A 24,554-nucleotide genomic window follows, 5' to 3' on the forward strand; every position below is an offset into this window, starting at 1 on the left:
GGTGACTGCCGTTGCCGGCCAGCGGCCGGCACTACCGGTGCATCTGCGCCGGGCATGCGATGATTCCAGCCATGAAGATCTATCTTGTCGGCGGCGCCGTACGCGACCGCCTGCTGCAGCGCCCCGCCGGCGACCATGACTGGGTGGTGGTTGGCGCCACGCCCGCGCAGATGGAAGCGCAGGGCTACACCGCGGTCGGCCGCGATTTCCCGGTATTCCTGCATCCAAAGACCGGTGAGGAGTACGCACTGGCGCGCACCGAGCGCAAATCCGGCCGCGGCTATCGCGGCTTTGTGGTCGATGCCGACCCGGGAGTGACGCTGGAAGAAGACCTGCAGCGCCGCGACTTCACCATCAATGCGATTGCCTGCGACGAAGACAGCGGGGCGCTGGTCGATCCTTACGGTGGCGTGCGTGATATCGAGCAGCGCGTGCTGCGCCATGTCGGCCCTGCGTTCGTGGAAGATCCGTTGCGCGTGCTGCGCGCGGCGCGCTTCATGGCGCGCTTCGCGCCGCTGGGCTTTACCGTCGCCGAAGAGACCATGGCGCTGATGCGCGAGATCGCCGCCAGTGGCGAACTGGATGCACTGGTGCCGGAGCGAGTGTGGCAGGAACTGCGCAAGGCGCTGGTCAGTGAGCGGCCCTCCGCCTTCCTGCGCACGCTGCACGATGCACATGCACTGGGCCCGATCCTGCCCGAGCTGGAAGCGCTGTATGGCGTGCCGCAGCGTGCCGAATTCCACCCGGAAGTCGATACCGGCATCCACCAGGAAATGGTCAGCGACATGGCGGCGAAGCTGGCCCCCGGCGATGACCTGGTCGGCTTTGCCGCGCTTACCCACGATCTCGGCAAGGGCCTGACCCCGCCTGCGGAGTGGCCGCGCCACATCATGCACGAACAGCGCGGTATCAAACCCCTGAAGGCACTGTGCGCGCGGTTGAAGATTCCTGCCGAACACCAGCAGCTGGCTGAAGCGGTGTGCCGCGAGCATTTGAACGTGCACCGCATCGACGAACTCCGCGGTGCCACCGTGTTGGAACTACTGGGCCGCTGTGATGCGCTGCGCCGGCCGGAGCGCGTGGCCCGCATCGCACTGTGCTGCGAGGCCGACAAACGCGGCCGGCTCGGCTTCGAGGACGCCGACTACCCGCAGGGCGAAACGCTCAAGCGCCTGCACCAGGCGGCACTGTCAGTACAGGCGCGGGACCTGGATACCACCCATCTGAAGGGCCCGGCCATCGGTGAAGCGTTGGCCAAGGCACGCGTAAAAGCCATCGCCGCCGCCCGCTGATCCGCAACCGCCGTGGCGGCCGCGCACCGACTCCCATGGGTAGTGCCGGCCGCTGGCCGGCAACCCCAGGTTGCCGCCACAGGAGTCAGTTCTCACCCAACTCCTGGACTTCAATTGCCACGACATTGCATCCACCCAGCAGCACGGTCCCTCGGGATCGCAGGTCCCCGATCAGTTTCCCCCTGATGGTCGCGTAGGCACCAGAGCGTCGTTCAACCTGGTCAATCATGCGCTTGGGGATCAAAAGCGACACACAGCTTGCTTCACTGTTGTACCGGCGGTACTCCGCTTTGCTGTCCCAGATGCCACGATCCTCGAACTGTGCCACCAGGTAGCCGCGAAGTTCCACCTGAGACCCATCCAGCTCCGCGCTTCCCTTGATGGCCTTGCTTGGCAGCAGCGCCGCCGGGTTGGAGGAAGGTGCCTGCCCGGAAGTTGCACACCCGGCCACGGTTGCGAACAACAGGAAGACGCCAGGCAGGAACCACTTCATCGCCCACTTCCTGGTAGGTAGAACAGCTCCTGCTGCTTGGTGATGTTCTGCTGGATGAGCCGCTGCTCGGTCGGCGTCATGCGGCCCTGAATCATCCGGAATTGCACCTTGCCGTCGACCAGCTCACGCACACCGACCCGCGAACCCGTGCTGTCCACCGTGATGTTGGGAACCCCCGGGCTCACGAGGGGACCCGAATCTCCTGGCGTCAGCCGATCCACCAGGCCACTCTGCTCCAGATGGCCGTGCATCACAGCCACGGTATCGGCGGTCGGCGTCAGTTCCGCATAGAACCCGGACGCATCCGAGGACGTCGCCATTGATGGATCCACCCGGATCGACTCGGTACCGTTGCTGCTTGCCTCGATGGTGACAGCCTTCTCCCGGTTGCCACTACCGACTCTCACCGAATCGGTGTTGGCCAGAGCGGTCTTCTCCGTCTGCGCCGAAAGCTGGATGTCCAGGCCACTTGATCGGCTCTGGTCGAAACGCCTGGCATCGATGCACGTGGACCGGCCGGCCCCTTCCGGGCATCGTCCATCCGGATCCGTGAACCGGTAGGGATTTCCGTTGGCGTAGTGGTAGCGGTTGAACTGCCCAACCGGCTGTCCATATGCCGTCACCGGGTCCACCGACAGGAATACTCCCAGCTGTGGGTCCATGTACCGCTGCTGCATGTAGCTCAACCCAGTAGCCGCGTCGCTTACATGCCCTGTATAGCCAGGACCATCGGCCACCCCTTCACCGATCGCGGCTCCGTAGGGTTCGTAGTCATAGCGTGTGATGACGGCGCCCGCCCCGTTGGTTTCAGCGACAACCGACCCGAGGGCGTCGGTATGGACGTAGGTGACGACCTGTGCGCCGGCAATGGCGCTGTACATCAGTGAAGTCGATGCGAACAACGCCAGCCGCAGCTTCGAAGCCACCATTCCGTTCTCCAGCAGGTCCATCCTGAACTGCCTCCCCCATGAGCGGGGGATGCCCCCTGGGTCCGCGCGTGCCCACTTTCCCTGCCGCTCGCCTGCCCTGCCCGTTTCGTGCAGAGCATTGCAGCCACATGCGCCCCTTGCCGAACGTGGTTCCTGGCTCAGTGCGCCATGCCGCGGGTGATCGCCGCGGCGCGCTGCTTCAGCTGGGCCACGGCATCGGGAATCATCTCCATGCCCACGTCCAGGCCGGGGTTCAGCACCAGGCCGACGCCGTCGCCGATCCCGGCCAGCAGCGCGTGCACCGCGATCGGCATGGCATGCGCGAACTGCGGCAGCTGCTCGTGCCACAGGCCCGCGCGCTCGGGCGCGGTGAACACCGCGAACATCGGCTCGCCGCTCTCGCTGGTCAGCACCAGCGGCGAGATGCTCTCGTCCCAGGCACCGTCTTCGCCGATGGCCTTGTCCAGCAGCACGAACGCCGTCGAGGTCAGCAGGCCATCGAGGAACTGCGATGCGGTCAGCGTGCCGTCCTGGGCCTGCAGCAGGCGCACCTCGAGGTCGTTGAGGGGTTCGAACGGGGTGTCGTGGTCCATGGTCGGTTCCGGTACGTGGTTGCAGGGCAGACTTTAACAGGCCCGCTCCTCAACCGAGGAATCCGTGCCGCCACAGCCAGCCCAGCGCGGCCAGCCCGGCCACGCCGACCAGCATCAACGGCAGGCCGAAGCGGTGCCGCCACGGGATCGGCACCCCGCCCAGCTGCTGGTCCATGGTCTCGGTATCCAGCACCCAGCCCTGCCCGCACCGGGTGCAGGCCAGCTCGTAGCGGCGCTGGTAGGTGAGGCCAAACAGCAGGTCGATGCGCGCCATTTTGTAGCGCAGTTGCGGGGCGAACTCGGTTTCCGTCTGGCAGCGCAGGCAATGGTGGGCTTCGGTTGGGCCGACCACCACCACCCGCTCCTGCTGGCCGATCAGGATCATGGATCAGCGGCCCTGGCAGGCGGGTTGGGCCAGCAGCCAGGCTTCGGCAGCGGCCAAAGTGGCGGCATCACCCTCGATACGCTGGTCGGGCTCGATCTTCAAGCCATCACCACGATCATTGCGGTCGCGCATCACGGTGGTGGTCAGCAGCAGGCGACTGCCATCGGCAAGCGTCTGCACGACATTGCCAGTGGAGACACCCGCAGTGGGCTGACCGAAACTCCGCGTCTGCGGACGACCTCGCCACGCCAGCACCGAGGCCTCGCCCGAACTGCCGGTGCGCGGCCCGAACAGCACCGCCACCGGCGCGCCGGGCTGCCGCAGCACATAGCCGGACTGGCCGAAGTCCAGCACCGACTTGCCTGCACGCTGCACGGCGGTCGCGGTCAACGTCCAGCGCTCAGGCCCCTGTGCAGTTTCGAAGGACCCCACATCTTCGTTGTTCACTACCGAGGTGCGCAGCAGCGGTGCCATGCCCAGCAGCATCGGCCACATGTTGCCACCGCTGTTGTCACGCAGGTCGACGATCCAGCCACAGCGCGCGCCGTCGTCCTTGCTGCGGATGACCTGCTGCCACCGCGCGGCACGCTGGATGTCCTGGCGGAATTTTTCCTGCGGCGTCGCGCCCGGCGTGGAGGCATAGCCCTCGATGACCACCCAGCCGATGCGCATATCCACCGCATCGGCCGCCTTGGCCCGGTCCACGGCGGCGGCGCCGGCCTGCTGCGCGCGCGCAAGGGATTCGCTCTGGCGCTGGGTCGTCGTCCATCCGCCATGATTGCCCGTGCTGACCGCAATGGCTTCGCGCAGAACGGCCAGCCGTTGCGCGGGGTCGCCCTGCGCCGATTGCAGGCGTACGCGGGTGGCGGCCCAGTCCACCCGATCGCGATACAGCGCCTGGCGTTCAAGCAGATTGAGGATCTCGGCCTCCGCCTCCGGCGAGGGCACCTCGACCGCGCCTGGCGTATCGGCCATGGCGCCGGTCGCCAGCAACACGAGCATCAGCGCGCCGATGCGACGCACTCCCTTGCGAACCTGCATGCGACGTTTCCTTGTCGTTGAGTCAGGCGCGCAGCATAACCGGGGCATGATCACTTTCGCCATGCGCGAACTGTCGTATCTGGCCCGGTCGCGGGTTGCAGCAAGACGGCTTGCACGCGATCAGTAGATTGCAACTTTGCCCATGTCATCGCCAAGCACAACGCGCCAAGGTGGCCCGTCGGCGCCTCCTGCGCTGGTCGGGATTGGCGTCCTGAATGAAGCTACCTGAAGTCGGGCTTGCGACCATGTCGTGGTCTCGAATACTGCACCGTCCGTCGTTCTGCGGTGGGCGGTGCGTGGGGATCCTTCCGATCCGCCGGCTTCGTTTCCTTTGGGTAGCTTCACCGGCACGCCAACCCGCACCGCCCGCCACCTTGCATCCCTGCAGGTGGCCCAGCCTTGTGAGGTTGCTGCCATGACCACGCTCCACCCCACCTATCCACGCCTGCATGTACTGCTCGGTGCCGCATGCCCGGCCTGCAGCTCTCCAATGCCGTAGCCGAGGCGTTGGAAGATGCGCTCACAGAAGCCCATGAACACGCTCCGCCGCCGGCCTTCTTCGCCCGGTTGTACGGCATCGCGCAAAGCCACGCCGCCGATGGTCAGGTCTGGCGCGAACGGCAGCTCAGCGATGTGCGTGGCCGGGAACTGGCCGAGGCGACGCGCTGCTTGGCAGCATTGTCTGCGTGCGGCGGGGTACTGCTGGCTGCACAGTCGGCGCGCGAGACGGACGATGCGCAGGCGCAGTGTCCGCCGCAGGTGGAGGAAGGCCTGCTGCACGCGGTGGTGGTGTTGGCCGATCATGCCGGCGCGCTGGTGGAACCGGATGCGTGCGCACCGCTGCTGTAGAGCCGAGCCGTTGCTGGGCTGCGCGGAGGTCATGGCATCGGTGGGATTCGTGCCGACCAAGGTCGGCACCTACCAGAGCAGGTCATGGCAGTGGAAAGCATCGTGCCGACCAAGGTCGCCACCCACCAGAGCAGGTCATGGCGTCGATTGGCCCTGTGTCGACCAAGGTCGACACCCACCAGAGCGGGTCATGACACCCGTACCGCGCGCTACCAGTCCGCGCGCAGGCCGATGTTGCCTTCGATGATGCGGCGCTTCTCGTTGCGATCGCCACCCAGTTCACGGGTGTAGTCGGCCACCGCGTACGCACTGATGGTGCGGTTGAGGCGCCCGACCACACCGACGCCGGCCTCCAGTGCACGCGAGCGCTGCGAATTGAAGATCACGTCATCGTCGAAGCGGATACGGTCCTCGCCAGAACGGCCATGCCAGTAGTTGAGCTTGAAGTACGGCTGCCAGCCGTTGTCGGCCAGCTGATAGTCGCCGGCAAGGCGCAGGCCGATGCGGCCGGTCCAGGCGTTGTCGTTGTCGAAGCGTACGCTCGACACCGCATCGCGGCGGTCGTCCAGCGAGGTGCGTTGCCAGATCACCTGCACCTGCGGTTCCAGCCACCACCCCGACTGCCCGAAGTGCAGCAGCGGTTTGCCCGCCTCCACCGACACGCTGGTGCCACCACCCTTGATCCCGAAGCCGAGCCCGCGCGAGGAACGTACGCGGCCGTCGTAGCGGCTCTGCATCGCCACGGCGTCGATGTAGCCGCCACTGCTGTCGGTAAACGTCCAGTACAGGCCCACGTGCTTGTCGTCCAGGCGGTTCTGGCCTACCTGCACGTTCTCCCAGCCCAGTGCCAGGCCGGTGGTCTTGCCCTGCGCGCGGGTGCGGCCGACGAACACGCCGATCTGGTTGCGGTGGTTGTCAGAGGCAGCAGCCCACACGTCGAGGCCGGCCTGCAGGCCCATCACATCGCCATCGAAGCCCGGCTGCGCATCGCCCTTCCAGTGGATCTCGCTGCTCTGCCCCACCAGACGGCCCCAGGCGGTGCGGAACGCACCCTGGTTGTACAGCAGGCGCTGCTCGCCCTGCCGCTCGTGGAAGGTACCCAGGCTGGCCAGCGAGGTCTCGCGCAGCAGCGGCGGCACCACGGCATAGGTGGCAGTCTCGACGCGGTACAGCGGCACCACCGCGCCTTCGGCGGGGCGTGCGCCCGGCGTCGGCGGCGTACCGGTTCCGGGTAGCGCACCGCCGGCCACCGGCACGTCCGGCACCGCGGGATCACTGGGCGGCGCCACAGGCGCCGGTTCCGGTGGCGGCGGCGGTGGTGCGGTCTCGCCGGCAGTCAGGTCTGGATCGGTGGCGCCTTCGGGCGGCGGCGGCGGTGCCGGGGTGATCGGTGGCGGTGGTGCGACGGGCGGCGTCGGCGTCGGCGGCGGCGGCGGCGGCACGCCATTGATACCGCTTCCGTTTGGCGCTGGTGCCGGGCCGGCCACCAGGGTCGAGCGCAGGTACCAGTTCTCGCTGGTACCGGCACTGACACCCCCCTTGAACAGGAAGTACTCGTAGGCACCGGCCGCGACCGGTGCGAACAGCGAAAACGCGCCCGGCGCGGTGCGGCCACCATTCAAGGCCTGCACCACCAGGATGCCATCGGCCAACGTGGCAGCGCCGCTGCCGCCGGGATTGAGCACGCCGATGCCGGTCGTGCCGGTGACGGCACCACCATCGATCACCAGGCGGTCGCTGGTTGAATTATCCGCCCCCAGAACGGTGCGCAGGTACAGACCACCACCGTCACCGCGGTAGTTGCCACGCACGGTGAACACGTCGCCGGCGCCAGTACCGGTCAGGTCGACGCGCCCGGCATTGACCATCTCCACCAGTGCACCGCTGTTGAACGGACGGACGGCATGGCTGCCACTGCCCGCGTAGACGGTGCTGGTGTCATCCACCGTGAGCGTGCCGGTGCCGGTTCCGCTGTCGCCCAGCACCAGATCGCCATCAAAGGTCAGCTCGGTGCTGTTGGCCAGGCTGATCGCCTCCCAGTTCTGGAAGCGGCCCACGCCCGTGGTCTTGACGTTGTTGAAGTTGAGCTGGTCGATGCCACTGCCGCCGTCGAACAGCGGCACCGCACCGAAGTTGCCCTGGTTGAGGCTGCTGAGGTTGGCCACATCGTTGTCCGGCCCCATGTCGATCGCGCCGTAGACGATGCCACCGCCGTTCCAGTTGAAGGTGTCGCTGCCGGTACTGAGCAGCACCTGTCCGCGCACGGTGCCGTCGGTGATGGTCACGCTGTCGTTGCCGCCACTGACACTGATGTTGCCGCCGATGTAGGCCGTGCCGGAGATGATGATGGTATCGGTGTCGAAGCCGGTCACCACGTTGCCGTCAACCGTACCGCCAGACTGGTCCCACAGGTTCTTGTCCAGCTTCATGTTGACGCGGCCGATGCGGCCAGCGGTCATCCAGGCCTGGTCGCCATCCTCGAACGCGCCGATGATGCGGCCACCGCTCATGCGGAAGGTATCGATGTTGTCGCCCTGCTGCAGCGCGCCGATGGTGCCGCCACTCATGATGAAATCATCGCGGCCACTGCCCTGCGCCACCACGCCGGTGACGGCGCCGCCGGTGACGGTCATCTGGTCATCGCCGCCGCCCTGGTCGACGCTGTCGATCGTGCCATCGCTGAGCAGCAGCACATCATTGCCATCGCCCTGCAGGACGCCGCCGGTGATGCTGCCGCTCTGCATCTCGAGGCGATCATTGCCCGCATCGAACTGTACGCCGGTGCGCCCGCTGATCGCTCCTCGATTGACCAGCACGCTGTCGCCCGCACCGACGAACTGCAGGGCGGTGTTGTTGCCGGTGCTGATGCTGCCGGTGTTGTCGACGCGGCTGCCACCCCCAAGCTGCACGGTTACACCGCCGACCGAACTGATCGCGCCCTGGTTTGACAGCAGGTGACCACCGGCGCCGACCAGCGCGATGGCCGATCCACCACCACTCTGCTGCAGCTGTGCACCGGCGGCGACATTGACGGTGATGCCGGCCGCACCATTTGCGGTAACGGGAGTGGTCTGCGGATTCGGCGCGTTGGTATCACAGGTGACCGTCTGGCCGGCAGTCGGTGCCGGGCTGTTGCAGCCGGCCCAGGCAACGCTGGCGGTCGTCAGAAGCAGGGAGGGAACGGCGAGGGCCTGCAACACGGAAACAGCAAGGCGGCGCGGACGGAACGCACACGGAACGGCACGGTACATGGGGCACTCCTGGGCGGGCAATCAGGAACTGCGTATGTGCGGCACGGCGCTTGCAGTCTGCCGTGTGGTGAACCATTTCGATAGGTGAACTTGCGTGCGGGAAATCACAGTTCAGATGTGAAATCGCCCAGCCCTCACGCCGATGTGATGTGGCTGAAATCGTTCATTTTTTCCGGCATCCGGAATCACGCGCAAAGCATCCATGCATGGCGTGGATCTACTGATCCTGCATCGCCAATCGATTCGCTCACGGCACCTGGTAAATCTACGTCATGCCTGGATGCCGTTGGCGGATGGGGTCAGATCTTCAGGTAGATCTTCCGCTTATCCAGCCACCACGCCACGCCCCACCACAGTGCGACGAACACCAGCGCCTGCAGCATCGACGCCAGCTCCAGCGCCTGCGGCATCGCGGTGGCCAGCTGCTGCCAGAGCCACCCCCAGATCCCGGTGGCCATCAGCACCACCGACATCACCGATGCCCCCAGGTACGCGGTGATCGCATTGACCCCGAAGCGCCGGCCGAGTGCCGGCCAACCCTTCTGGTCGATCAGCACGTGGCCCAGCCACAGTGCCAGCGCGGCCAGGCCGCCGGTCCACAGCATGTAGCTGGGCGTCCACAGCTGCTTGTTCAACGGCAGAACCACGGCCAGCAGCAGGCCCAGCACAGCGGTCGCCACGCCCAGCCCTGCCAATGCCGCCGAACGCCCGTTGCGCAGCAGGCCCCCGGCAAGCAGGCCGAGCACGGTACTGGCCAGCGCCCCCAGCGTGCTCAGCAACCCCTCCGGGTCATGGCCCAGTCCGGTATCGGCATGCCACTGGTAGATCCACGGTGCGAACAGCGCGGTATCCAGGCGGCTGGCCGGGTTGGTCCACGGCGCCAGGTCGCCGATGCCCAGCAGCAACACGGTGTACCCCACCAGCAGCGCGATCAAAGCGCCCACCTGCACGCGTGGTCGCGCGTAGACCGCCAGTACGCCCACCGACGCCGCACACACCGCGATGCGTTGCAGCACGCCCCAGATGCGGAAGTGATGCGTATCCAGTGCCCACCAGATCAGCAGGTGCAGCAGCGCACCGGCCACCAGGATGCGCAGCGCGCGCTCCAGCACGCCGCGCGCCAACGCGGGTCGCGCCGCCGCATCCTGCGCGCGCGGTGCCACGCTGAAGGCCATCGACACGCCCACCAGGAACAGGAAGAACGGGAACACCAGGTCGGTGGGCGTGCAGCCATGCCATTCCGAGTGACGCAGCGGCGCGAACACCGCACTCCAGTCGCCCGGATTGTTGACCAGCAGCATCGCCGCCACGGTGATGCCGCGCAGGGCATCGATCGAGCCCAGCCGGCGTGGCGGCGAACTGTTCATCAGGCGGCCTCGTACTGTCCGGCAATCCAGGTACCCCGCACCTGCAGGGCGTCGTCCAGCAGCACCAGGTCGGCCTGGTAGCCCTCGGCGATGTGGCCCAGGCGATCATCGACATTGAGGAACTGCGCTGGGTACGTCGATGCCATGCGCGCCGCTTCGGCCAGCGGCTGGCCAAGCAGCTGCACGGTGTTGCGCACCGCGGTGGCCATGTCCAGCGCCGAGCCGGCCAGCGAACCGGCAGCATTGCGCACCACGCCGTCGACGGCGGTAATGGTTTCGCCGTACAGCACGTAGCTGGGATCGTCGGCACCGACCGGCGGCATCGCATCGGTCACCAGCAGCAGGCGGCCTCGCGGCTTGGCCGCCAGCGCCACGCGCAGGCTGGCCGGGTGCACGTGAACGCCATCAACGATGATGCCGATCCAGCTGTCGCGGTCCTCCAATGCGGCGCCCACCGCACCGGGCTCACGGCCCTGCAGCGGCGACATCGCGTTGTACAGGTGGGTGAAGCCACGCACACCGGCATCCAGGCCGGCACGGATCGCTTCGTAGGTACCTGCGGTGTGCCCGGCCGCAACGATCACGCCACGCTCGACCAGCGCACGGATGGTCTCCAGCGGCACGCGCTCCGGCGCCAGCGTCAGCACGGTCACACCGTTGTCCAGCGATGCCGCCAGCGCGATTTCTTCTTCGTCCGGCACGCGGAACTTGCTGGCATCGTGCGTGCCCTTGCGCGCCGGTGCGATGTACGGGCCTTCCAGGTGGATGCCGATCACGCCTGGTACACCCTGCGTGATCGCCTCGCGCATCGCAGCGATCGCTTCGCGCATCACTGCCACGTCATCACTGATCAGTGTCGGCAGCATCGCCGTGGTGCCGAAACGGCGGTGCGCCTGCGCGATGGTGCGCAGTGCCGCCACGTCCGGCGTGTTGTTGAACAGCGCACCACCGCCACCATTGACCTGCACATCGATGAAGCCGGGCAGCAGCCAGCCGCCACCCAGGTCCACCTGCTCGGCGGCATGGCCGAGCTGCGGTGCGGCGTCGGGCAACAGCGCGCTGATGCGACCGTTCTCGATCACCAGCGCCAGATCATCGCGGAAGTCGTCGCCCGCCAGGATGCGGGCATTGCGCAGGACGGTCGCCATTACACGGTCTCCGTCACCTTGTTCAGGTGCGGCGGCAGGTCCGGGTTGAAGCCACGACGCAGCGCCAGCGCATTGATAGCGCGGTAGAAGCTCTGCACGGTCAGCAGCGGTGCGCACAGCGGGTGCGGCGCAGCAGCCACCGGCAGGTTGCCGCCAGCACCGGCCATCCATACCTGTGCGCCACGCGCGGTGAATTCTTCGACGACGGCACGGGTGCCGGCGCCGGTTTCATCCGGCTGGGCAAAGGCCAGCACCGGGAAGCCGCGGTCGACCAGCGCCATCGGGCCATGCTTCACTTCAGCCGAGCTGTAGGCTTCGGCATGCAGGCTGCAGGTTTCCTTGAACTTCAGCGCCGCTTCCTGCGCCGCCCCCAGGCCCAGGCCACGGCCGAGCACGAACAGGTTGGTGGCCTCGACCAGGCCTTCGGTCACCGCGCTCCAGTCGCACTGCCACGCCTCACGCAGCGCGTCGGGCAGCAGGTCCAGCGCCGCGCGCAGGCTGCTGTCCTGCTTCCAGTACGCGGCCAGCTGCAGCAGCGCGGCCAGCGACGCCAGGTAACTCTTGGTCGCCGCCACGCTCTTTTCGGCACCCGCGTGCAGCGGAATGACCGTGTCGGCCAGCTGCGCCAGCGGTGAATCCTCGACGTTGACCAGCGCGATCACGCGCGCACCGGCCGCCTTGGCGGCCTCGGCGTTGCGCAGCAGGTCCGGGCTCTTGCCCGACTGCGAGATGACGATGAACAGTGCGCCGCGCAGCTGCAATGGTGCGGCGTAGACCGACCCCACCGATGGCGAGGCCGACGCGACCACCAGGCCCAGCTGGGTTTCCAGCAGATACTTGCCATAGGTGGCGGCGTGGTCGGAGCTGCCGCGTGCACAGGTGACCACGAACGGCGGCGGTGCAGCACGCAGGCTGGCGGCCAGGGTTTCCATGGTGGCGTGGTTGCGCGAGAACTGGCGCGCGACCACGTCGGCCGCTTCAGCGGCCTCGGCGAACATCAGGGTGGACGTGGGGTCTGACAGCGACATGGCAGGCTCAGGCAGGATCGGAAGGAAGGGGGCGTGCGCCGGCGGGGCGCATCGGCGCGGTCGAACCACGCACAACCAGCTGCGGCACGAAGCCCTGGTTGTGCAGCGGCGCCGGCGCGTCGTCGTAGGCATCGCTGCGCAGCTGCGCGATCAGCAGGCGCGCGGCGTGGCGGGCGATGTCTTCGGTGGCCTGCTTGGCCGTGGTCAGCGGCGGCCACGACTGGCGCGAGAACGGGCTGTCCTCGAAACCGGCGATGGACAGGTCGTAGGGCACGTTCATGCCGGCCGACTTGGCGGCGGCCAGTACGCCGGCGGCGATTTCGTCGTTGGAACCGAAGATGGCGGTGGGCGGCTCGCGCAGCGCCAGCAGGCGGCGCGCACCGCGGAAACCGTCATCGAAGGTGTAGTCGCCCTGCACCACCAGATGCTTGTCCACGGTCATGCCGTAGTCCTTCAGCGCGGCTTCGTAACCGGCATAGCGTTCGCCCGAAGACCGGTGCGAGCTGCCGCCCCAGAGGAAGCCGATGCGCTGGTGGCCCAGCTGGATCAGGTGCTCGGTGATCTCGTAGGCGGCCTCGCGGTCGTCCACGAACACACATGCGCCATCGGCCGGGTCTTCGGTGGCAGCGATGATGCGCACCAGCTTGATGCCGCGCGCGGTCAGCGCCTGGATCAGGTCGCGGCGCTCGGACATCGGTGCGGTCAGCACCAGCCCGGCCAGGCGCGAACGCTGCACCCAGTCGGCCAGTTCATCGGCCAGCAGCGGCGAGCTGGAATCGCAGGGATGGATCTGCAGCCCGAACCCGGTCTCGCGGCAGGCGGCGAGCACGCCGTTCTGCACGCCGATGATGTGGTATGGGTTCGGGTTGTCGTAGACCAGCCCGATCACGAAGGTGGTGCCGCTGCGCAGGTTGCGCGCGGACGGATCGGGTTCGTAGTCGAGCTCGGCGATGGCACGCAGCACCCGCGCGCGGGTGGCCTGCATCACCGAGGGCTCGTTGTTGATCACGCGCGAGACCGTCTTCAGCGAGACCTTGGCTTTCTCCGCAACGTCCTTGATGGTCGCTCTGCGCATGGGTTTTCCCTGGGGTTGGCTGCCGTCCATCATCGCCGATCAGGCCTTGTCCTGCGGCAGGCCGGCGCGATGCCCGATCACCGAATAGAACAGGATGTACAGGTAGCACGGCACCATCAGCAGCACGAAGGTCAGCTGGAAATCGATGTGCTGCTTGAGCAGGGCGAACAGCTGCGGAATGATCGCGCCACCGGCGATGCCCATCACCAGCAGGGCCGAGCCGGTTTCGGTGAAGCGGCCCAGGCCACGGATCGCCAGCGGGAAGATGGCCGGCCACATCATGGCGTTGGCAAAGCCCAGCAGGGCCACGAAGGCTACCGACACATAGCCGTGGGTGGCCCAGGCGCCAAGGCAGAACACCACGCCCAGCACCGCCGAAATGGTCAGGTAGCGCGACTGCGAGACAACCTTGGGGATCAGCAGCAGGCCGACCACGTAACCGACCAGCATTGCGCCCAAGGTAAGCGAGGTGAACATCTTGGTCTGGTCCAGTGGCAGGTCGAAGCCGTGGCCGTAGGTACCGATGGCATCGCCGGCCATCACCTCCACGCCCACGTAGACGAACAGGCACAGCACGCCCAGCCACAGGTGCGGAAACTGGAAGATGCTGCGCCGTTCGGCGGCACCGGCCGCAACCGGCGTGGCATTGGCTTCGGACGACTTGATTTCCGGCAGCGGCGAGAACAGCACGGCCACCGCCAGCAGCACCAGCAGGCCGGCCATGGCCAGGTACGGCGCGTGGATCTTGGCGGCGAATTCGTTGAGCAGCTGTGCCTTGGTGGCTTCGTCGGCCGCGGCCACGCTGGCCGACAGGTCGCCGATGCCGTGCAGCACTACGGTGCCGATCAGCACCGGCGCCAGCATGCCGGCGATCTTGTTGCAGATACCCATCAACGCGATGCGCCGCGCCGCCGTTTCGATCGGCCCAAGGATGGAGATGTACGGGTTGATGGCCGTCTGCAGCAGGGCCAGGCCGCTGCCGATCACGAACAGGCCGCCCAGTGCGCCGGGGTACCAGCGCTGGGTGGCGAATTCGCCGAACAGCGCGGCGCCACCGGCCATCACCAGCAGGCTCAGGCTCAGGCCCTTCTTCATACCGGTGCGGCGCAGGATCCACGATGACGGCAGGGCCAGGAAGAAGTAGGACAGGTAGAACACCATCAGCACCAGGAAGGCGCCGACCTCGCTGAGTTCGAAGGCGAGCTTGACGAAGGTGATCAGCGGGCCGTTGAGCCAGGTGAAGAAGCCGATCAGGAAGAACAGCACGCCGACGATGGCGATGGAGGTGGCCACGTTCGGGCGCACGCTTGCAGCGGAGACGGCGGACATCGGGAAGGGCTCCTGCGGCGACGGCCGCAGCACGCGGCGTCGGAGAGTGGCTGGGAACAACGTTGTCACATTCTTTCGATGGACAACCGAGGTTTGTCAACTTCCCCGCGAGGCCGCGTGAACCTCGTGCTGCACTGCGCAACCCGATGGCAGCGGGTCGTGCTGAATGCGCCGCAGCCCTTGAGCCCCGTGCAGCAACGGTTCCAGCGTGAAACCCATGCTCACGCCATGTAAACGTTTACTGCACGCCGCATTCGTTGCGACGCAGCAACGAAAGTGTCACGAACTCGTTGACATCGTTGTCAGCGCGGTTACAGACTCCGCCCCAATCGCCGCCCTCGAACCTTGGGGACGGCCCCACCTGCAGCAGGAGCCCGCGTGACCGCCAGCCACCCCGCCCCGGCCCATGTCCTGTCCCGAATCGCGCCCTCGTTCCTGGCCGCCGACGTCGGTGGCACCCATGTGCGCGTGGCCCGGGTCCAGGCCAGCGGTGATGCCGCCCATCCGGTGCAGGTGCTGGAGTACCGCAAGTACCGCAACGCCGACCATGCAGGCCTCAGCGCGATCCTGTCCGACTTCCTCGGCGAAGGCCCGCGGCCCACGCACTGCGTGGTCGCCAGTGCCGGCTACGCCCGCGAGGACGGCACGGTGATCACCGCCAACCTGCCGTGGCCGCTGTCGGCGCGCCAGGTGGAAGCCGACGTCGGCCTGCAGCGGGTCTTCATCGTCAACGACTTCGAAGCCGTGGCCTATGCCGCCGCGCAGGTTGACGCCAGTGGCGTGCTGCACCTGTGCGGACCGGAAACCGCCGCCCGCGGCCCGACCCTGGTGGTCGGCCCCGGTACCGGCCTCGGCGCCGCGCTGTGGATCCCCACCGCGCACGGCCCGGTGGTGCTCCCGACCGAAGCCGGCCAACCGACCCTGGCCGCCAGCACCGAACTGGAAATGGCCATCGTCCGCCACATGCAGCGCGGCCGCGCGCACGTGTCGATCGAACATGCGATCTCCGGCCCGGGCCTGATGAACCTGTACCGCGCGGTGTGCGCACTGCAGGGCCAGGCGCCGACCCTGGCCAGCCCCGACGCGGTCACCGCTGCGGCCATGGCCGACAGCGATGCACATGCGCGCCAGGCGCTGGATGTGTTCTGCGGCCTGCTCGGCAGCACCATCGGCGACATGGCGCTGTTCTACGGCGCCCATGGTGGCGTCTACCTGGCCGGCGGCATCCTGCCGCAGATCCGCGAATACCTGCACGCCAGCACCTTCGTCGAACGCTACCTGCAGAAGGGGCCGATGGGCGAAGCGCTGGCACGCATCCCGGTGAAGGTCGTCGAGCACGGCCAGCTGGGCGTGGTCGGCGCTGCCAGCTGGTACCTGCAGCAGCAGTCGGCCGCCTGACACCGCAACAGGCTTCAACGCAATCGCAGCACGCAGTACGTGGCACGCCAACGCACGGGACTTCGCCGCCGCCCCGCGCATGTCATCGCAACCGTAATCGAACACCGCCGCCGGCATCCAATCGAGGGATGAGGAGAGACATCATGAACACCCGCAAGACCCTGCTTTCGGCCGCCATCGTCAGCTGCATCGCCTTCAGTGCACATGCGCAGCAGGCCGCCCAGACCGCCACCGACCTGGATACCGTGCAGGTCACCGGCATCCGTGGGTCGATGGAAAAATCGCTGGACACCAAGCGCGAAGCCAATGCGCGCGTGGAAGTGGTCACCGCCGAAGACGTGGGCAAGCTGCCCGCGCACAACGTCGCCGACACCCTGCAGCGCCTGCCGGGCGTGAACATCAGCTCGTCCAGCGCCGACGAAGGCGGCTTCGACGAAGCCGACCGTGTCAGCCTGCGTGGTACCAGCCCGAGCCTGACCCAGACGCTGATCAACGGCCACACCGTCGGCACCGCCGACTGGTTCGTGCTCAGCCAGGGCAACAACGTCGGCCGCAGCGTCAGCTACTCGTTGCTGCCGTCGGAACTGGTGCGCTCGGTGGAAGTGAACAAGTCCTCGCAGGCCAAGCTGCAGGACGGCGGCACCACCGGTACCGTCAACATCCTCACCCGCAAGCCGCTGGAATTCTCCAAGCAGCTCACTGCGGAAGGCTCCATCGGCATGGTGCGTTCGGACCAGGCCAAGTCCAACGACCCGCAGCTGTCGGCACTGTTCAACTTCAAGAACGACGAAGGCAACTTCGGCGTGATGGTGCAGGCCTTCAGCCAGAAGCGCGAGCTGCGCCGCGAAGCGCAGGAAATCCCGGGCGGCTTCTTCCAGATCGATCCGAATGGCACCGTGGCCAAGTCCAACCCGGACCTGGCCGGCGTATACGCGCCGGGCCTGCTCGGCTCGACCCTGTTCGAACAGACCCGCGAGCGCAAGGGCGGCCTGGTGTCGCTGCAGTTCAAGCCGATGGACAACCTGACCCTGGGCCTGGAAGGCTTCAGCTCGGAACTGAAGGCGAACAACTACAACCGCAACTTCATGCTGTGGGGTGGCCGCATCCTCAACGACCGCACCGTTGAAGATGCCAATGGCAACAAGATCCTGATTCCGGGCCAGGCCCCGAATCCGGGTTACGTCATCAAGGATGGCGTACTGTCCAACGCCACCTTCGCCGGCCAGGCCGACCGCGACTACGCGGTGTACGACATGATCTACCGCGAGTCGAAGGCCAAGACCAACTACATCACCTTCGATGCCGATTGGCAGATCAGCGACAACCTGGGCATGAAGTTCCAGGCTGGCAGCACCAAGGGCACCGGCGAAACGCCGCGCCAGTACATCGCCGAAGTCAACCTGGCCCGTGGTGGTGGCGCCACCTGGGCAACCCACGGCAACGGCTCGCCGATCGACTGGAACGTCGGTGGCAACATCGGCCCGAGCGGCGTGACCGACTTCGGCACCTGGGGCAACCAGCAGGTCACCGCGATCGACAAGGAAAAGTGGGCCACGCTCGATTTCAACCAGTACTTCGCCGACGCTGGCGTACTGAACTCGATTGATTTCGGCGCCCGCTTCGGCGACCACAAGCGCGAGGCCAAGTCGCCGGAAGGCGCAACCCCGGGCGCGATCTGGAATGCGCTGAAGAACGGCGCCACCGCCAACTTCCCCGGTGGCTTCGCCAACGGCATCGGTGGCAGCTTCCCGCGTGACCTGTGGTACTTCACCCCGGGCGCACTGAAGGAAGCAGTGACCAACAACTCCACCTGGCTGTCCGGCAATGACGGCCCGACCGGCCGTCACAACTACGGCGCCGAGTGGACGGTGTCCGAGAAGAACTTCGCTGCCTACGTACAGGGCAACTTCAGCGGCGACCGCTGGAGCGGCAATGTCGGCCTGCGCTACGTCAACATCAAGCAGGATATCGATACCTACGCCGCCGCCACCGGCTCGACCGTGCCGGACGTTAGCAGCCTGTTCGGCGCGTGGACCCGCGAAGCTTTCGAGAACAAGCACAACCGTGTGCTGCCGAGCGCCAACTTCAAGTACGACCTGCGTGACGACCTGGTGCTGCGCGTGGCCGCCTCGCAGACCCAGACCCTGCCGGACTTCTCGGCACTGGGTGCCTCGTCGTACGGTTCGGACCTGAACCGGACCGGCGGTGGCGGCAATCCGAAGTTGAAGCCGGTGGTGTCGACCAACTTCGACGCCAACCTGGAGTGGTACTTCATGCCGCGCGGCATGTTGTCGATCGGTGCCTACTCGATGCGCCTGAAGGACTACGTCGCCTTCAGCACCGAGAAGGAAATGCTGTTCAGCGAGCTGACCAACCGTCTCGAGGAATACAACATCTCCCGCCCGCGCAATGCCGACGGCAAGGTGCGCGGTATCGAAGTGGCCTATGAGCAGCCGATCGGCGAGTATTTCGGTGTCAATGCCAACTACACCTACGCCGATGGCAGCACCGACCACACCTGGGCCGATGGCAGCGACAACCTGCTGGGTACTTCGAAGAACACCTACAACGTCGGTGCCTACTTCGAAAACGATACCTTCGGTGCACGCGTCAGCTACACCCGCCGTTCGTCGTTCCTGATCGGCCTGTCCGGCGCCAACCCGTACTACCAGGATGACTTCGGCACCCTGTCGGCGTCGCTGAGCTACAAGGCCACCGACTGGCTGAGCATCAGCTTCGATGCGCTCAACCTCAACAACCCGACCTACAAGTACTACCAGACCGCGGCCATCCCGACCTCGTTCTACAGCAACGGTCGCCAGTACTACCTCAACTTCCGCTTCAAGTACTGATCCAGCGGCGGCAACATCGCCGAGTCGTGCACGCACGCCGGGCCTGGGTCATTCCGGGCCCGGCGTTTTTCATGTATAGCGTTCATCGCACCGATCCAAGGAGTCGTACCGATGGTCAAGCCTTCCCGCGCCCGGATGCGCAGCGCAGCGCTGCTGGGCAGCCTGCTCGCCCTGTTGCCGGCACTGCCGGCACTTGCCGCCGACCCCACGCCCGCCACTGAAGCACCCGGCCCCCTGCTGCGCGCCGGCAGCCTGATGCTGATTCCCGCCCCGGCCACCGTGCAGCGCGGCCAGGGCAGCGGCATCACCGTCCGCGCCGACACCGTGCTGCAGGCCGAAGGCGAAGCCGCGCAGCGCGTCGCCAGCCAGTTCGCCGATCTGCTGGCCCGCCGCGGTGGTCCGCGCCTTGCAGGAGCCAGGGGCAAGGCGGCAGGCACGTCGGGCAGCATCCGCTTCCAGATCGTGCCCACCTTCCGCGACAGCGGCGAAAGCTACACGCTGGAGAGCACCGCGCAGGGCGTGCTGATCCAGGCCGGCAACGAAACCGGCCTGTTCTACGGCGCGACCACCCTCGCCCAGCTCGCCACCGGCGGCAGCAATGGCGTGCTGCCGGCGGTGCAGATCCAGGACGCGCCACGCTTCAGCTGGCGCGGTTTCATGCTCGATTCCGCACGTCACTTCCAGAGCCTGGACGAGATCAAGCGCGTGCTCGACGCGATGGCCGCGCACAAGCTCAACACCTTCCACTGGCACCTCACCGACGACCAGGGCTGGCGCATGGAGATCAAGCGCTACCCGAAGCTGACCGACGTGGGCAGCTGCCGCCTGCCGGCCGGCGACGGTGGCATCGATCCGGTCACGGGCAAGGAGCATCCGTATTGCGGCTTCTACACGCAGGACCAGATTCGCGACGTGATCGCCTATGCGGCGAAGCTGCATATCCAGGTGATCCCGGAAATCGATGTCCCAGGCCACGCGACTGCCGCGATTGCTGCGTATCCGGAGCTGGGCACCATCGATACGCCGTTGAAGCCGATCAGCGAATGGGGCGTGTTCCCCAACCTGTTCAACACTGAAGACAGCACCGTCACCTTCTTGGAAAACGTGCTGGAAGAAGTGATCGACCTGTTCCCGGCCAAGTACGTGCACGTCGGTGGCGACGAGGCGGTGAAGGACCAGTGGGAAGCGTCGAAGCAGGTGCAGCATCGCATGCGTGCGCTGGGCATCAAGGATGAAATGGCCATGCAGAGCCACATCATCAAGCGCCTGGAGACCTTCCTGGAGGAGCACGACCGGCGCCTGATCGGCTGGGATGAGATCCTCGAAGGCGGGCTGCCACCGCAGGCCACGGTGATGTCCTGGCAGGGCACCGAAGGCGGCCTGGCTGCGGCCAGCGCCGGCCATGACGTGATCATGTCGCCGGTCGGCTACCTCTATCTGGATTACCTGCAGACGGCCTCGCCGAACGAACCGCCCGGCCGCCCGACCCAGGTCAACCTCGGCAAGCTGTACAACTTCGAGCCGGTGCCGGCCGAGCTGGCCGCTGACAAGCGCGGGCACATCCTCGGCCTGCAGGCCAACATGTTCACCGAGCACACACGCAGCTACGCACGCCTGCAGCACAACCTGTTCCCACGCCTGGCCGCCGTGGCCGAGACCGGCTGGAGCACGCCGGAACATCGCGATTTCCGCGATTTCCTCGCGCGCCTGCCGTCCCAGTTGCAGCGCTACCGTGCCTGGGGCCTGGCCTATGCGCAGACCCCGTTCGAAGTGGGCGTGGCCTACACCGACAATCGTGCGGACAACACGGTGACGGTGTCGCTGGCCAATCCGCTGGGCTATGAAGTGCGCTACAGCACCGATGGGCAACCGGTGAGCGCGCAGTCACCGCTGTACCAGCAGCCGCTGACCGGAAAACTGCCAACCACCGTGCAGGCTGCCGCGTTCTACCAGGGCCAGATGCTGGCGGCGAAACCGACCATTGCCACCTTCACCGCACAGTCGCTGCTCAGCCGCCGCAGCGATGAGCTGCTCAGCTGCGTGGGCAAGAAGGGCCTGGTGCTGCGCCTGGAAGACGATGGCCCACGCGAAGGCAACCGTGCGGTGTTCAACGTGGACATCTTCCAGCCGTGCTGGCGCTGGCCGCAGGCACAGCTGGACGGCATCGGCAGCCTGGAAGTCCGCGCGGGGCGTATTCCGTACTACTTCCAGCTTGCCCACGATGAATCCAAGCGTCGCTTCGAGAAGGCCAAGCGCGCGCACGGCGAGATGCAGGTGCGTCGTGGCGACTGCAGCGGCAAGGTGCTCGCGGAAGTGCCGTTGCCGGCCAAGCCGGATGCCGATGGCTTCGTGACCCTGCGTGCGGCGCTGCCGAAGGGGACGCAGGGCAGCGGTGACCTGTGCATCAACTTCACCGGCGACACGCGCCCGGCGATGTGGGTGCTGGATGTGGTGACCCTGGGGAAATGACGGCAGGCCTGTCCAGGTGGGTGCCGGCCTTGGTCGGCACCTCGGGCAGAGCATCCACGCATGGCGCGGATCTACGGGTAGGTGCCAACCTGGGTTGGCACGCCTTTACCCGCGCCAGCGCAGCAGCAGGTCGCGCAGCGGGGTCAGTGCGGTGGCCATGCCGGCGAGCACACCGACCGTGTTGGCGATGGCATCCATCGGGTCGGCCATGCGGTTGCTGGTCAGCGCACCCTGGGCAAATTCGATGCCGATGCCCATCAACACCAGGCCCACGCCCACCCACAGCAGCGGGCGGCCCCGACGGAACAGCTGCACCGCGCTGCCGGCCAGGATGAAGTAGGCGAGGAAGTGCTCGCCCTTGTCGCTGTTTTCCGGCAACGGAATCGGCGGCGGTGGAATCAGGCAGACCACGATCACCAGCAGTACTGCCGCCGCCCACAGCCCGGCCCACAACCGCGGCCGCCGCAGCGGCTTGATCGCCGGCAACACCTCGCTCACAGGCGCCAGCTCAGGTCACCCAGCTCGAAGGCCGGTTCGAAGTCGACGCCACGCTGCAGGCCGATGGCCTGGAAGCGCTCGCCCATCTCGGTCGGCAGGGTCAGCTTCTTCACCTGGTCGCGCAGCTGGATGCGGCCGACCTCATCGGTGCGTTCCTCGGCCAGCAGCAGCACCTGGTCCAGGCCATTACCGAGCAGGAAGCTGGCCTGGCTGCAGTAGCCGGCCAGCTCGAATCCGCCGTGCATGCCGGCCTCGGCCATCGCGGTGAAATCCACCGACGCGGTGATGTCCTGCAACCCCGGCCAGCGGTGCACGTCGTTGTGCACGTGGTGGCGGTAGAACGCACGCACGGTGCCATCGTCGCGGTCGTGCTGGTAGAACTCGCTGCGACTGTAGCCGTAGTCGACGAACAGCATCGCACCACGCTGCATGCCACCGGCCACCGCCTGCAGCCAGTACGGCAGCTGCGGCAGCACTTCAGAACGGTAGCCCTCGGCGAAAGGCTTTTCCAGGTAGCGCTCGATATGGCGCACCGCACCGTTGAGCAGGATGTCGGCCGGCTGCGCGCCACGGATGAAGTTGCCCTCGGCGTCCAGCTCGACGGTTTCCTCGTAGACCTCGCCATCCCGGATCAGGAAGCGCGGGGTCGGCAGCGCGTCGATCACCTCGTTGGCGAACACCACGCCTTCCCAGTCCTCCTCGAACGGGCGGTCGACCCAGTCCACGCGCGCGGCCAGCTCGGCTGGCAGGTTCTGCTGCAAGCGCTGCTGCTGGCGCTCGCGCAGATCGGCACTGGGTTCCAGGATGGCGTAGCGCGACGGCAGCGCATCCAGCTCGGCCAGGCGCAGCAGCACCGCCTCGGCAAAGGCGCCGGTACCGCCGCCCAGTTCCAGCATCCGCGCCTGCGCACCCAGCTGGGCAAACACCGGCGCCAGCGCATTGGCCACGCTGCCGGCGAACAGGCTGCCGAGCTCGGGCGCGGTGGTGAAGTCGCCACTGCCACCGAACTTGCTGGCGCCGGCGCTGTAATAGCCCCAGCCGGGGGTATACAGGCAGAGCTCCATGAAGCGCGAGAACGGCATCGCCCCGCCCTGGGCAAGGATCTCGGCGCGCAGGGCGGCCGCCAGCTGGTCGCTATGGGCCAGGGCATCGGCTTCGGGCAGGGGGAAGGTGGGCTGCATGGCGTCTTCGAATGCGGTGACAATGGTGCACAGGATAGCCGAGCCTTGGAGGACCCTCGATGAGCGATACCCACCCCGTGGTCCTGATCACCGGCAGCGCGCGCCGGATCGGTGCGGCCATCGCCCGCCAGTTCCACGCCTGTGGCTGGTCGGTGGTGCTGCACGCCAATACCTCCAGCGCCGAGCTGCAGCAGGCCGCGTTCGATTTCGACAACGTGCGCCCGGGCAGCGTGCTGGCCCTGCAGGCCGACCTGCGTGACGCCGACGCCCTGGCCGACCTGGTGGAACAGGCGGTCACCCACTTCGGCCGACTGGACGCGCTGGTCAACAACGCCTCCAACTTCTTCCCCACCCCGCTCGGCCAGGTCACCGCCGAGGCAATGGACGAGCTGTATGCGGTCAATGCACGCGCGCCGCTGCTGCTGTCACAGGCGGCGGCGCCCTACCTGCGCCGCCAGCAGGGCTGCATCGTCAACCTGACCGACCTGCATGGCACCGACCCGATGCGCGACCACATCGCCTACACCATGGCCAAGGCCGCGCTGGAGATGGCCACCCGCGCGCTTGCATTGGAGCTGGCGCCGAAGGTGCGTGTGAATGCGGTGGCCCCGGGTGCGATCCTGTGGCCGGAGCAGGGCAAGGACGATTTCGCCCGCGAGGCGTTGCTGGCGCGCACGCCGCTGGCAAGGATCGGCACGGTCGAGGAGATCGCCGAAGCGGTCTACTGGCTGGTGGCCGAAGCCAGCTTCGTCACCGGCCACACCCTGCGCGTGGATGGTGGGCGCACGGTCAGTTGAGGTAGTGCCGGCCGCTGGCCGGCAACCGCCATCATTCCAGGTCCACCACCTCGAACGCTTCGCCAAACTGCGCGTGCGCCCGCCACAGCGTGGCCAGGTCCTGCCCGCTGACCGGGTCGATGAAGCCCGGCGCGATGTCCGCCAGCGGCTTCAGCACGAAGGCATGCTTCAGTTCCGGGCGCGGAATGCGCAGGTGGCCGGGGCCTTCCACCACCAGGTCGCCGTAGAACACCACGTCGATGTCCAGGGTCCGGTCGGAGAAGCGCGGCCCGCTGCGATCGCGGCCATGCGCGTCTTCCAGCGCATGCAGCCAGTCGTCCAGTTCCTGCAGCGGCAGATCGGTCTCGATCGCCACCGCATTGTTGAGGAAGGCCGGGCCATCGAAGCCGACCGCGGCAGTACGGTAGGCGGGTGACACCTGCAGTGCGCCAAAGCGCTCGCGCAGGGCCGTCACCGCGGCGTGGAGGTAGCGGCGGGGCTGGACGTTGCTGCCCAGGCTCAGGAGCACGGTGGTCATGCGGTTCAGGTGACGGCACTTGAGGGGGCGTGGACATGCCGTCGTCACGGCGGCCTGCCTAC

At 67.0% G+C, this 24,554-nt stretch carries 19 protein-coding genes and 1 pseudogene; 6 read left to right on the top strand and 14 right to left on the bottom strand.

All coding sequences use genetic code 11. From position 1 onward, the window contains the following. The first annotated feature begins 71 nt into the window (after positions 1-71). Entirely contained in the window at positions 72-1,292 is a 1,221-nt protein-coding gene (locus tag H4O10_RS14015; RefSeq protein WP_049453379.1) for a multifunctional CCA addition/repair protein, read from the top strand. Between the two features lie 85 nt (positions 1,293-1,377). Here H4O10_RS14015 and H4O10_RS14020 read toward each other — a convergent pair whose 3' ends face one another. The 5 genes from H4O10_RS14020 to H4O10_RS14040 form a co-directional block, all read right to left on the bottom strand. Next, positions 1,378-1,785 (bottom strand): hypothetical protein, encoded by a 408-nt coding sequence (locus H4O10_RS14020; protein ID WP_024957023.1) that lies wholly within the window; start codon positions 1,783-1,785, stop codon positions 1,378-1,380. Continuing rightward, positions 1,782-2,735: an RHS repeat-associated core domain-containing protein gene (locus tag H4O10_RS22335; protein WP_024957024.1), complete on the bottom strand. Its 954-nt coding sequence runs from the start codon at positions 2,733-2,735 to the stop codon at positions 1,782-1,784. The genes H4O10_RS14020 and H4O10_RS22335 overlap by 4 nt, the downstream gene beginning before the upstream one ends. Before the next feature lie 137 nt (positions 2,736-2,872). After that, positions 2,873-3,307, bottom strand: a complete 435-nt coding sequence (locus tag H4O10_RS14030) for an SseB family protein (RefSeq protein WP_005411035.1) — start codon at positions 3,305-3,307, stop codon at positions 2,873-2,875. Between the two features lie 49 nt (positions 3,308-3,356). Beyond that, complete coding sequence (locus H4O10_RS14035; protein WP_049453382.1) at positions 3,357-3,692, bottom strand: hypothetical protein; 336 nt, start codon at positions 3,690-3,692, stop codon at positions 3,357-3,359. A 3-nt stretch (positions 3,693-3,695) separates the two neighbouring features. Further along, positions 3,696-4,733 carry a S41 family peptidase gene (locus H4O10_RS14040; RefSeq protein ID WP_049453384.1) on the bottom strand — a complete coding sequence of 346 codons (1,038 nt, stop codon included), beginning with the start codon at positions 4,731-4,733 and terminating at the stop codon, positions 3,696-3,698. Between the two features lie 415 nt (positions 4,734-5,148). Between H4O10_RS14040 and H4O10_RS14045 the strand changes: the two are divergent. Then, positions 5,149-5,582, top strand: a pseudogene (locus H4O10_RS14045) (hypothetical protein). Positions 5,583-5,791: 209 nt separating this feature from the next. Here H4O10_RS14045 and H4O10_RS14050 read toward each other — a convergent pair. From H4O10_RS14050 to H4O10_RS14075, 6 genes are all read right to left on the bottom strand, one after another. Continuing rightward, positions 5,792-8,833 carry an autotransporter outer membrane beta-barrel domain-containing protein gene (locus tag H4O10_RS14050; RefSeq protein WP_180845695.1) on the bottom strand — a complete coding sequence of 1,014 codons (3,042 nt, stop codon included), beginning with the start codon at positions 8,831-8,833 and terminating at the stop codon, positions 5,792-5,794. Between the two features lie 299 nt (positions 8,834-9,132). Continuing rightward, on the bottom strand, positions 9,133-10,200 hold the full coding sequence (locus H4O10_RS14055; protein WP_049453386.1) for a heparan-alpha-glucosaminide N-acetyltransferase domain-containing protein: 1,068 nt from the start codon (positions 10,198-10,200) through the stop codon (positions 9,133-9,135). Further along, the gene (gene nagA, locus H4O10_RS14060) at positions 10,200-11,348 is read right to left on the bottom strand and encodes an N-acetylglucosamine-6-phosphate deacetylase (protein WP_005414488.1); all 1,149 of its coding nucleotides are present in this window, start codon (positions 11,346-11,348) and stop codon (positions 10,200-10,202) included. The genes H4O10_RS14055 and nagA overlap by 1 nt, the downstream gene beginning before the upstream one ends. After that, positions 11,348-12,376, bottom strand: coding sequence for an SIS domain-containing protein (locus tag H4O10_RS14065; RefSeq protein WP_005411044.1), 1,029 nt, complete (start codon positions 12,374-12,376; stop codon positions 11,348-11,350). Before H4O10_RS14065 ends, nagA begins: the two co-directional genes overlap by 1 nt. Before the next feature lie 7 nt (positions 12,377-12,383). Continuing rightward, positions 12,384-13,451, bottom strand: a complete 1,068-nt coding sequence (locus H4O10_RS14070) for a LacI family DNA-binding transcriptional regulator (RefSeq protein ID WP_005411045.1) — start codon at positions 13,449-13,451, stop codon at positions 12,384-12,386. A gap of 39 nt (positions 13,452-13,490) precedes the next feature. Continuing rightward, complete coding sequence (locus H4O10_RS14075; RefSeq protein ID WP_049453388.1) at positions 13,491-14,780, bottom strand: sugar MFS transporter; 1,290 nt, start codon at positions 14,778-14,780, stop codon at positions 13,491-13,493. 378 nt (positions 14,781-15,158) lie between these two features. Here H4O10_RS14075 and H4O10_RS14080 point away from each other — a divergent pair, with 378 nt between their 5' ends. From H4O10_RS14080 to H4O10_RS14090, 3 genes are all read left to right on the top strand, one after another. After that, entirely contained in the window at positions 15,159-16,178 is a 1,020-nt protein-coding gene (locus tag H4O10_RS14080; protein WP_033835241.1) for a glucokinase family protein, read from the top strand. A 143-nt stretch (positions 16,179-16,321) separates the two neighbouring features. Next, positions 16,322-19,030 carry a TonB-dependent receptor gene (locus tag H4O10_RS14085; RefSeq protein WP_049402427.1) on the top strand — a complete coding sequence of 903 codons (2,709 nt, stop codon included), beginning with the start codon at positions 16,322-16,324 and terminating at the stop codon, positions 19,028-19,030. A gap of 111 nt (positions 19,031-19,141) precedes the next feature. Continuing rightward, on the top strand, positions 19,142-21,499 hold the full coding sequence (locus H4O10_RS14090) for a family 20 glycosylhydrolase (protein ID WP_049453391.1): 2,358 nt from the start codon (positions 19,142-19,144) through the stop codon (positions 21,497-21,499). 105 nt (positions 21,500-21,604) lie between these two features. Here the strand turns inward: H4O10_RS14090 and H4O10_RS14095 are convergent, their stop codons facing one another. Continuing rightward, positions 21,605-21,997, bottom strand: coding sequence for a membrane protein (locus H4O10_RS14095; RefSeq protein WP_049402429.1), 393 nt, complete (start codon positions 21,995-21,997; stop codon positions 21,605-21,607). Then, positions 21,994-23,178: an SAM-dependent methyltransferase gene (locus H4O10_RS14100; protein ID WP_033835245.1), complete on the bottom strand. Its 1,185-nt coding sequence runs from the start codon at positions 23,176-23,178 to the stop codon at positions 21,994-21,996. Before H4O10_RS14100 ends, H4O10_RS14095 begins: the two co-directional genes overlap by 4 nt. Before the next feature lie 59 nt (positions 23,179-23,237). Here H4O10_RS14100 and H4O10_RS14105 point away from each other — a divergent pair, with 59 nt between their 5' ends. Beyond that, positions 23,238-23,975, top strand: coding sequence for a pteridine reductase (locus H4O10_RS14105; RefSeq protein WP_005411052.1), 738 nt, complete (start codon positions 23,238-23,240; stop codon positions 23,973-23,975). A 31-nt stretch (positions 23,976-24,006) separates the two neighbouring features. Here H4O10_RS14105 and folK read toward each other — a convergent pair whose 3' ends face one another. Then, complete coding sequence (gene folK / locus H4O10_RS14110) at positions 24,007-24,492, bottom strand: 2-amino-4-hydroxy-6-hydroxymethyldihydropteridine diphosphokinase (protein ID WP_012481279.1); 486 nt, start codon at positions 24,490-24,492, stop codon at positions 24,007-24,009. Positions 24,493-24,554 lie beyond the last annotated feature (62 nt).

Origin of the sequence: Stenotrophomonas sp. I18B00994 (genome assembly GCF_014145825.1) — a bacterium.
GTDB lineage: Bacteria > Pseudomonadota > Gammaproteobacteria > Xanthomonadales > Xanthomonadaceae > Stenotrophomonas > Stenotrophomonas maltophilia.